Raw genomic sequence first — 7,810 nt, 5'->3', positions numbered from 1 at the left:
GGGTAGACCCGGCTGTCCGCCTGATGCAGGCCCACCCGGTGCCCCACCATTGGGCAGCCTGCCGCGCGGCGCGGGCAACCGCGGGCCGCCCTGCATCCCAGCGCTGTCGACAGGAAGTGCGTTGATGACCGGACGGATGTACAACCGGGCGGTCTGGCCGAGGTTGCGTGCCTCGTTGCCGTCGGTTCCCGGGACGGTGATGACCAGGTTGTCACCGTCGACGATGACCTCAGAACCCGAGACGCCGAGCCCGTTGACGCGGGCGCTGATGATCTGTTGCGCCTGTGACAACGCCTCACGGCTCGGCCGTGACCCGTCCGGTGTCCGAGCGGTCAACGTGACCCGGGTGCCACCTTGCAAGTCGATGCCGAGCTTCGCGTCGGCATGCTTGTTGCCGGTGAGGAACACCAGCAGGTAGGCGCCGATGAGCAGAACCAGGAATACCGCCAGGTAGCGGCTAGGGTGCACCGGCGCCGAAGGCGATGCCACGTGTTGAGTCTCCTCCGCTCATGCGCGATGCGCGTCGTTGCAGGTCGCCACTGCGCCGTCCGCCCCTCGCGCGCCGATCAGTTCGACCGCACCGAAAAGGGTACGTGGCGCGTCACCGACCTCAATCGTTGGGCAGTCGCCCCGGGTCGTCGGCCAGATCGCCAACCTCGTCGGCCCCAGTGTCCAGGATCTCGGGCTCGACCCGATCCCTAATCGCCAGCTTGGCCCAGGTTGTCATCACGCCAGGGGCGATCTCGAGGTCCACCGTGTCGTCGGTGATGCGCTTGATCGTGGCGTGCAACCCGGAGGTGGTTTGCACCTGGTCCCCGATCCGCAATGACTCGTGCAGGTCGATGGTGGCCTGCATCGCACGCTTCTGCCGCCGCGAGGCGAAGAACATGAACACCCCCAGGATGGCGAGCATCGGCAGGAAGGTAATTGCTTGGTTCATGACGGCAGAGGTCTTTCCGTAGGTCCTATGACGATCACCAGTGTGCCATTAGGCCCTGGCAGTGCTAGATCATTGACCGATGGAACTGACCGAGGCGTTGCGCACCACCGGGGCCGTTCGCGAATTCACCGACCAGGCCGTCGACGACGTCGTGCTGGCCCGGGTGCTCGACACCGCCCGCTTCGCGCCCAGCGGAGGCAACGCGCAGGCCTGGCGGGTGGTGGTCGTCAAGGACGCCGCGAAACGTCGCCAACTGCGCGATTCTTACCTGCGGGGTTCCCGCGATTACCTGGCGTTGGCCGCCGCCGGTTTGCGACCGTGGTCACCGACCAACGACCGCGACGCCGAGGCTCGCGCACTGGCTACCGAAAACACCGCAGTAACAGGCGATTTCGCAGAGCGGTTTGACGAAACCCCGGTATTGCTGGCCATATTCGCCGACTTGTCGAGGTTGGCGGCGATCGACCGCGACGCGGACCGGTACACGTTCGCCGGCGGCGCGTCCATCTACCCGTTCGCGTGGAACATCCTGCTGTCAGCCCGCAACGAAGGTTTGGGCGGCGTCATCACGACGATCGCCATCCGCGAGGAGCCACAAGTGAAAGCTGTTCTGGGAGCACCTGACCCGCTGGCTCTGGCAGCGATCGTCACGCTGGGGTATCCGATCAGGCAACCACGCCGACTTCGTCGCGAACCGGTCAGCTCCTTTGTTACGGTCGATTCGATCGACGGTCCGGCATTCGGGGTTTAGTTCCGGCCGGAATGTGGCAAGAATGAAATTGTCGCTTTCCAGTGTGTTCACACGCTGGCTACCGAGGAGGATCGAATGAGTAACTTGATCGGCCGATTTTCGGGTGCCGTAGTGCTCGCGGCGGCAGCCGTGGCGTTCGCAACGCCGGCGACGAGCTGGGCCGACCCGCCGAGCTGCCAGCCTGGTGAATACTGGGACGGGTACAGCAATGTCTGCCGGCCGGTCGGTCAGGGCCCGGCACTCAACTGTCCCCCGGGCCAGTGGTGGGACCCGAATGGCAATGTCTGCCGCGAGTTGGGGCACACGGCGGCCGGCTGATTTCAGCGTCGTAACCAAGCGGTCGACGCGGCCGCGATTCACGGGCTCGTCATCTCGTTGAGCCTCGCGGCGCGCGTCGTCGCCGAGCTACGATTTTGGGCGTGTCCGCCATCGAACAGAGCCGCCACCTCGTCACCGAAATCCCCGGTCCAGCATCACTCGAGCTGACCAAACGCCGCGCCGCGGCGGTGTCAGCCGGCGTGGGTATGACCATGCCGGTGTTCGCCGCCCGTGCCGGGGGCGGAATCGTCGAGGACGTCGACGGCAACCGGCTGATCGACTTGGGCTCGGGCATCGCGGTCACCACCATCGGCAGCTCCGCGCCGCGAGTGGTCGATGCGGTGCGCGCTCAGGTCGCCGACTTCACCCACACCTGCTTCATGGTGACGCCGTACGAGGAGTACGTGGCCGTCGCCGAACAGCTCAACCGGCTGGCCCCGGGCTCGGGCGAGAAGCGCTCAGTGCTGTTCAATTCCGGCTCCGAGGCGGTGGAGAACGCCGTCAAGATCGCCCGCTCCTACACCAAGAAATCTGCGGTCGTGGCGTTCGACCACGCTTATCACGGCCGCACCAACATGACGATGGCGCTGACCGCGAAATCCATGCCCTACAAGAGCGGATTCGGTCCGTTCGCCCCGGAGATCTACCGGGCGCCGCTGTCCTACCCGTTCCGTGACGGGCTGATCGACAAGGAAATGGCCACCGACGGCGAGCTGGCGGCCCGGCGCGCCATCGACATCATTTCCAAGCAGGTGGGCGCCGACAATCTGGCCGCAATCATCATCGAGCCCATCCAGGGCGAAGGCGGCTTCATCGTCCCCGCCGAGGGATTCCTGCCCGCGCTGCTGAACTGGTGCCGGGAAAACAACGTCGTCTTCATCGCCGACGAGGTGCAGACCGGGATCGCCAGGACCGGGGCCATGTTCGCCTGCGAGCACGAGGGCATCGAACCCGACCTGATCTGCATCGCCAAGGGCATCGCCGACGGCCTGCCGCTGTCGGCCGTCACCGGTCGCGCCGAGATCATGGACGCCCCCCATCCCAGCGGCCTCGGCGGCACGTACGGCGGCAACCCGCTGGCCTGCGCGGCGGCGTTGGCCACCTTTGCCACCATCGAAGCGGACGGGCTGATCGAACGGGCCCGGCAGATCGAGCGGCTGATGAAGGACCGACTGCAGGCGCTGCAGGCCGCCGACGAACGCATCGGCGACGTCCGGGGCCGCGGCGCGATGATCGCCATCGAGTTCGTCAAGCCCGACACCGCCGAACCCGATGCCGCGTTGACCAACGCGCTAGCGACCGCCGCGGCTGCCGCCGGCGTAATCGTTTTGACGGCAGGCACATTCGGCAACGTCGTGCGCTTCCTGCCGCCGCTGACGATCAGCGACGAGTTGCTCACCGAGGGCCTCGACGTGCTGACCGGTCTGCTGGCCGGGCTCTAGCGAGCCCGCCGCCACTGAGCTTTCTCGAGATTGACGCTGGCGCGAAGAAGTGCGAGTGACCGCCGCACTAGCGTCGATTTCGCTGGCCGGGCTCTAGGCGTTCAACTGTCGGTGGGCGGCGTGGTGCCGAACACCATCAGAAAGCCGTCGGGTTGTTCCTGAAGCGCTTGGCGTACCGGCGCAAGCGAGACGCCCGTTCCATCTGACGAGACGATGAGGACCGAGGCATTCTGATAGCGCGACAGCGCATCACGAAGTGCGACGAAACCGATCGGCGGCGCCTGCAATTGCTCGTTTTCGGCGGTGAAGGGCATACGAAGCGTGCCGGGTACCGGTTGAAGCCAACCGAATTCGACCAACAGGCTGACCCACCCGTTCTCGCCCAGCTTGTAATGCTCGGCCACCTGCCGTAGCTCTTCGGAGTTGGGGAAGCTGTCGTCGAAGCCGCGGCCGGTGCCGCTGGGTTCCCCGTAGTAGCTGGCCCGCGTCAGGCCGCAGGCCTTGCGCATCTCTTCGATCGTGACGTCAGCGCCGGCGATCTCGGCTTGCAGGAAGGCCTTGAGCGGCCTGCCACGCCGATCTGTGCGGGTCATGATGGTGAACCGTATGCCACGCTGGGAACCGGCCGATTGCGTGCTGTTTCCCGACGATCTGTCCGAATTTCAGAATGATGACGAATCCCGACTCGCTGAGGTGGCGGACCCATCAGAAGCGGGTACCCGCCACGCTCGGAGTCCACACCGGCGCGCTGGGACGCGCGGGGGCGGTGCAATTTGTCACACATCGTCGCTATTGGGGACCACCTGGAATATCGTTACCTTTGCTAACGTAGTACTCATTACGTGCAGCGTCGCACGATTAGATTTCTCAATTCGCAAAGTTGTGAGGTTCTGACATGTCGAGTGACATCCAAGTAGACCAAGAACGTCGCGTCGCAGAGTTGGCCGCCAACGACCCGGAATTCGCGGCCGCGCGACCAGATCCAGCCGTGTCCGCTGCCATCGAGGCGGCCGGCACGCGATTCCCCCAAGTGACCAAGGCAGTGCTGGAGGGTTACTCCGACCGGCCCGCGCTGGCGCAGCGCGCCTACGAGCTGGTCCAAGACCCGCAGACCGGGCGGACATCGGCCAAACTGATGCCCTGGTTCTCTCAGGTCACCTACGGCGAACTGGCCCACCGCGTCGACGAGCTTTCCCGCGCGCTGGCCGACGGACTGGTGTCAGCCGGTGACCGGGTCACCGTTCTGGGCTTCACCAGCGTCGACTACGCCACAATCGACATCGCGCTCGGTGCCGTCAGCGCCGTGTCGGTCCCACTGCAGACCAGCGCGGCGATCGCGCAGCTGAAGCCGATCGTCCTCGAGACCGAGCCCACCCTCTTCGCGGCCAGCGTTGACTACCTCTCGGATGCGGTCGACGTGATCCTCGCCGCCGCCGAGGCGGGTCACACGCCCGGACGGCTGGTGGTCTTCGACTATCGCAGCGAGCTCGACGACAACCGCGAGGCGCTGCAGAACGCCCACGAACGGCTCGCCGACCTATCACTGACCATCGAGACCCTCAACGAGGTGCGCGAGCGCGGCGCCGAACTGCCCGCGCCCCCGGCCGCCGAGGCTGGTGAGGACGACCCGCTGGCCCTGCTGATCTACACCTCCGGCAGCACCGGCGCCCCCAAGGGCGCGATGTACCCGCAGAGCAACGTCGCCAAGATGTGGAACCGGTCGACCAAGAACTGGTTCGGGCCGAGTGCCGCGTCAATCACGCTGAACTTCATGCCGATGAGCCACGTCATGGGCCGCGGCACCCTCTACGGCACGCTCGGCAACGGCGGCACTGCCTACTTCGCCGCCAAGAGCGACCTGTCGACGCTGTTGGAGGACCTGCGCCTGGTGCGGCCCACCGAGCTGAACTTCGTGCCGCGCATCTGGGAGATGCTCCACAGCGAATACCAAAGTGAAGTCGGACGACGGACCGCCGCAGGTGTCGATCGTCAGGCCGCAGAGTCGCAGGTGCTGAGCGAGCAACGCAACGAGCTGCTCGGCGGGCGTTTCATCTTCGCGATGACCGGTTCAGCGCCGACCTCCCCCGAGTTGCGCAAGTGGGTCGAGTCGCTGCTCGAGATCCATTTGGTCGACGGCTACGGCTCCACCGAGGCCGGAATGGTGTTGTTGGACGGCGAGATTCAGCGTCCGCCGGTCATCGACTACAAGCTGGTCGACGTGCCGGACCTGGGTTACTACGCCACCGACCGGCCGCACCCGCGGGGCGAGCTGCTACTCAAGACGCCCAACATGTTCCCGGGCTACTACAAGCGGGCCGAAACCACCGCCGGCGTGTTCGACGACGACGGCTACTACCGGACCGGCGACGTCTTCGCCGAGACCGCTCCGGATCACCTGGTGTACGTCGACCGGCGCAACAACGTGCTGAAGCTCGCGCAGGGCGAGTTCGTCACGCTGGCCAAGCTGGAGGCCGAGTTCGGCAACAGCCCGCTGATCCACCAGATCTACGTCTACGGCAACAGCGCCCAGCCCTACCTGCTGGCGGTGGTGGTGCCGACCGACGAGAACACATCGAAGTCCGCGATCGCCGAGTCGCTGCAGACCGTCGCCCGTCGGGCGAATCTGCAGTCCTACGAGGTGCCGCGTGACTTCATCATCGAGACCAGGCCGTTCAGCCTGGAGAACGGTCTGCTGACCGGCATCCGCAAGCTGGCGTGGCCGAAGCTCAAGCAGCACTATGGCGAGCGCCTGGAGCAGCTCTACGCCGACTTGGCCGAAGGCCAGGCCAACGAGCTTTCCGAACTCCGTCGCAGCGGCGCCGACGCGCCGGTGCTGCAGACCGTCAGCCGGGCCGCCGCGGCGATGCTCGGTGCGGCCAGCTCCGACCTGACACCCGATGCCCATTTCACCGATCTGGGCGGAGACTCGTTGTCCGCGTTGACATTCGGCAACCTGCTGCACGAGATCTTCGACGTCGACGTGCCCGTGGGTGTGATCGTCAGCCCGGCCAACGACCTCCAGGCGATCGCCAACTACATCGAGGGCGAGCGACAGGGCACCAAGCGGCCGACGTTCGCCGCGGTGCACGGCCGCGACGCGGTCGAGGTGCACGCGAGTGACCTCACGCTGGACAAGTTCCTCGACGAGGCCACGCTGGCCGCTGCGGCCGACCTGCCGAAGGTGGGCAGCGAGGTGCGGACGGTGTTGCTGACCGGCGCGACCGGATTCCTGGGCCGCTACCTGGCGCTGGAATGGCTGGAGCGGATGGATCTGGTCGACGGCAAAGTCATTGCGCTGGTGCGCGCGAAATCAGATGAAGATGCAAGGACGCGCCTCGACAAGACCTTCGACAGCGGCGACCCGAAGCTGCTCGCGCACTACCAGGAGCTTGCGGCCGACCACCTCGAGGTCATTGCCGGCGACAAGGGCGAGGCCAACCTCGGCCTGGACCCGCAGACCTGGCAGCGGCTGGCCGACACCGTCGACCTGATCGTCGACCCGGCGGCCCTGGTGAACCACGTGCTGCCCTACAGCGAATTGTTCGGCCCGAACGCGCTGGGCACCGCCGAGCTGATCAGAATCGCGCTGACCACCAAGATCAAGCCGTACACCTACGTGTCGACGATCGGTGTGGGCGACCAGATCCAGCCCGGCAAGTTCATCGAGGACGCCGACATCCGGGATATCAGCGCCACCCGCCAGATCAACGACGGCTATGCCAACGGCTATGGCAACAGCAAGTGGGCCGGCGAGGTGTTGCTGCGCGACGCGCACGACCTGTGCGGTCTACCGGTCGCGGTGTTCCGCTGCGACATGATCCTGGCCGACACCAGCTACGCGGGCCAACTGAACCTGCCGGACATGTTCACCCGGCTGATGCTCAGCCTGGTGGCCACCGGCATCGCGCCCGGCTCGTTCTACGAGCTCGACGCGGACGGTAACCGTCAGCGTTCGCACTACGACGGCCTACCGGTCGAATTCATCTCCGAGGCCATCTCGAGCCTGGGGGCCCATGTTGTGGACGGCTACCAGACGTACCACGTGATGAACCCCTACGACGATGGCATCGGCCTCGACGAGTACGTCGACTGGCTGATCGACGCCGGATACTCGGTTCAGCGGGTGGGCGACTACGCCACCTGGCTACAGCGGTTCGAGACGACATTGCGGACCCTGCCGGATCGTCAGCGTCAGTACTCGCTCTTGCCATTGCTGCACAACTACCAAAAGCCGCAGACGCCGATCAACGGATCGATGGCACCGACCGATCGCTTCCGGGCCGCGGTGCAAGAGGCGAAAATTGGCCCCGACAAAGACATTCCACATGTCTCGGAGCCGGTGATCGTCAAGTACATCAC

6 protein-coding genes and 1 pseudogene are annotated in these 7,810 nt (G+C 65.7%); 4 read left to right on the top strand and 3 right to left on the bottom strand.

Annotated features, from left to right (window positions below):
• Both WAN02_RS03625 and yajC read right to left on the bottom strand, forming a co-directional pair.
• Positions 1-489 (bottom strand): annotated as a pseudogene (locus WAN02_RS03625) (protein translocase subunit SecD); the annotation flags it as partial.
• Between the two features lie 121 nt (positions 490-610).
• Complete coding sequence (gene yajC / locus WAN02_RS03620; RefSeq protein ID WP_422262818.1) at positions 611-940, bottom strand: preprotein translocase subunit YajC; 330 nt, start codon at positions 938-940, stop codon at positions 611-613.
• A 79-nt stretch (positions 941-1,019) separates the two neighbouring features.
• Here yajC and WAN02_RS03615 point away from each other — a divergent pair, with 79 nt between their 5' ends.
• From WAN02_RS03615 to gabT, 3 genes are all read left to right on the top strand, one after another.
• Positions 1,020-1,691, top strand: coding sequence for a nitroreductase family protein (locus WAN02_RS03615; protein WP_422262817.1), 672 nt, complete (start codon positions 1,020-1,022; stop codon positions 1,689-1,691).
• Between the two features lie 75 nt (positions 1,692-1,766).
• On the top strand, positions 1,767-2,009 hold the full coding sequence (locus tag WAN02_RS03610; RefSeq protein WP_422262816.1) for a hypothetical protein: 243 nt from the start codon (positions 1,767-1,769) through the stop codon (positions 2,007-2,009).
• Between the two features lie 101 nt (positions 2,010-2,110).
• Positions 2,111-3,451 (top strand): 4-aminobutyrate--2-oxoglutarate transaminase, encoded by a 1,341-nt coding sequence (gene gabT / locus WAN02_RS03605; RefSeq protein WP_422262815.1) that lies wholly within the window; start codon positions 2,111-2,113, stop codon positions 3,449-3,451.
• 101 nt (positions 3,452-3,552) lie between these two features.
• Here gabT and WAN02_RS03600 read toward each other — a convergent pair whose 3' ends face one another.
• Complete coding sequence (locus WAN02_RS03600) at positions 3,553-4,044, bottom strand: hypothetical protein (RefSeq protein WP_422262814.1); 492 nt, start codon at positions 4,042-4,044, stop codon at positions 3,553-3,555.
• A gap of 302 nt (positions 4,045-4,346) precedes the next feature.
• Here WAN02_RS03600 and car point away from each other — a divergent pair.
• Positions 4,347-7,810: carboxylic acid reductase (car, locus tag WAN02_RS03595; RefSeq protein ID WP_422262813.1), on the top strand; the 3,464-nt coding region annotated here is incomplete at its 3' end.

Source organism: Mycobacterium sp. (assembly GCF_049281135.1).
Classification (GTDB): Bacteria; Actinomycetota; Actinomycetes; order Mycobacteriales; family Mycobacteriaceae; genus Mycobacterium.
This window is presented reverse-complemented; position numbering and strand designations above follow the sequence as displayed.

What these genes read in the sequence shown, in the direction of transcription:
- yajC (WP_422262818.1), bottom strand. Translation starts at nt 940, where the DNA reads ATGAACCAAGCAATTACCTTCCTGCCGATGCTCGCCATCCTGGGGGTG.
- WAN02_RS03615 (WP_422262817.1), top strand. Translation starts at nt 1,020, where the DNA reads ATGGAACTGACCGAGGCGTTGCGCACCACCGGGGCCGTTCGCGAATTC.
- WAN02_RS03610 (WP_422262816.1), top strand. Translation starts at nt 1,767, where the DNA reads ATGAGTAACTTGATCGGCCGATTTTCGGGTGCCGTAGTGCTCGCGGCG.
- WAN02_RS03600 (WP_422262814.1), bottom strand. Translation starts at nt 4,044, where the DNA reads ATGACCCGCACAGATCGGCGTGGCAGGCCGCTCAAGGCCTTCCTGCAA.